Here is a 1730-nt window from a genome sequence, read left to right on the forward strand (position 1 = left end):
AGGCCCCGATCAATGTCGCTGGCGCGCAGTTGCCGAACACGCTAATGAGTCCTCCGAGCTAGATGAAGGTCAACCCGGACGACGCGCCGATCATGATCATGTCGGCAACTTCCGACACTCTGCCGCTAACCACCGTCAGCGACGACGCCGACGCCAAGATCGCGCAGCAGATCAGCCAGATTTCCGGCGTCGCCCAGGTGTTCATCGGCGGCCAGCAGAAGCCGTCGATCCGCATCCAGGTCGATCCCGCCAAGCTCGTGGCGAAGGGGCTGACGCTGGAGGACGTCCGTACACAGATCGGGATCACCACCGTCGACAGCCCGAAAGGGTCGATCGAAGCGCCGACGCGCAGCTACACCATCTACGCCAACGACCAGTTGACCGCCTCGAAGGACTGGAACGACGTCATCCTCGCCTATCGCAACGGCGGCCCGCTGCGCATTCGCGACATCGGACAGGCGGTCACCGGACCGGAGGACACCAAGACGGCCGCGTGGGCCAACGGCAAGCGCGGCGTGTTCCTCGTCGTGTTCAAGCAGCCTGGCGCCAACGTGATCGACACCGTCGACCACATCAAGGCGGAGCTGCCGCGCCTCGTCGCCGCGATCCCGCCGGCCATCAAGGTCGAGATCATGAGCGACCGCACGACCACGATCCGCGCCGCGGTCGAGGACGTGCAATTCACGCTGCTGCTGACCATCGCCCTGGTGGTGATGGTGATCTTCGTCTTCCTGCGAAGCTTTTGGGCGACCATCATTCCCAGCATCACGGTGCCGCTGGCGCTGCTCGGCGCCTGTGCGCTGATGTGGGCCGCCGGCTACTCGCTCGACAATCTGTCGCTGATGGCGCTGACGATCTCGGTCGGCTTCGTGGTCGACGACGCCATCGTGATGCTGGAAAACATCTCCCGCTACGTCGAGGAAGGCGAAACGCCGATGGCGGCGGCACTGAAGGGCGCCGGCGAAATCGGCTTCACGATCGTGTCGATCTCGATCTCGCTGATCGCGGTGCTGATCCCGCTGTTCCTGATGGGCGGCATCATCGGCCGGCTGTTCCGCGAGTTCGCGGTGACGCTGGCGATGGCGATCGCCGTGTCGCTGGTGGTGTCGCTGACGCTGACCCCGATGATGGCATCGCGGTTCCTGCGCTCCGAACATCATGCGCGCCACGGCCGGCTGTATCAATGGAGCGAGCGGGCGTTCGACGCGATGTTGAACGCCTATGCGCGCGGCCTTGATGTGGTGATGCGCTGGCGCTTCACCACACTGCTGGTGTTCTTCGGCACACTGGCGCTGTCGGTGTACCTGTTCGTCGTGATCCCGAAGGGCTTCTTCCCACAGCAGGACAACGGCCTGATCACTGCCGCATCCGAAGCCTCGCAGGACATCTCGTTCGCCGACATGAAGCGGCACCAGGAAGAACTCGGGAAGATCGTCCAAGCTGATCCGGCCGTGTACAGCATCGCTATGTTCATCGGCGGCGGCGGCAGCGCGCTCAACACCGGGCGGATGTACATCACGCTGAAGCCGCGCGACGAGCGCGACGCCAGTGCGCAGCAAATCATCGCGCGGCTGCGGCCGAAGCTCGAGAAAGTCGAGGGCGCGCGACTGTTTATGCAGGCGGCACAGGACGTCCGACTCGGCGGCCGCCCGACCCGCACCCAATTCGAATACACGTTGCAAGACGCCAATCTCGACGAACTGAACCCATGGGGCGCCGAAGGTGCTGGG

1 pseudogene is annotated in these 1730 nt (G+C 64.3%); it reads left to right on the forward strand.

The annotated features are described in order from the left end of the window. Window positions 1–1730, forward strand: a pseudogene (locus I5M_RS29530) (efflux RND transporter permease subunit); the annotation flags it as partial.

Origin of the sequence: Rhodopseudomonas sp. B29, assembly GCF_000333455.1 — a bacterium.
Taxonomy (GTDB): domain Bacteria; phylum Pseudomonadota; class Alphaproteobacteria; order Rhizobiales; family Xanthobacteraceae; genus Rhodopseudomonas.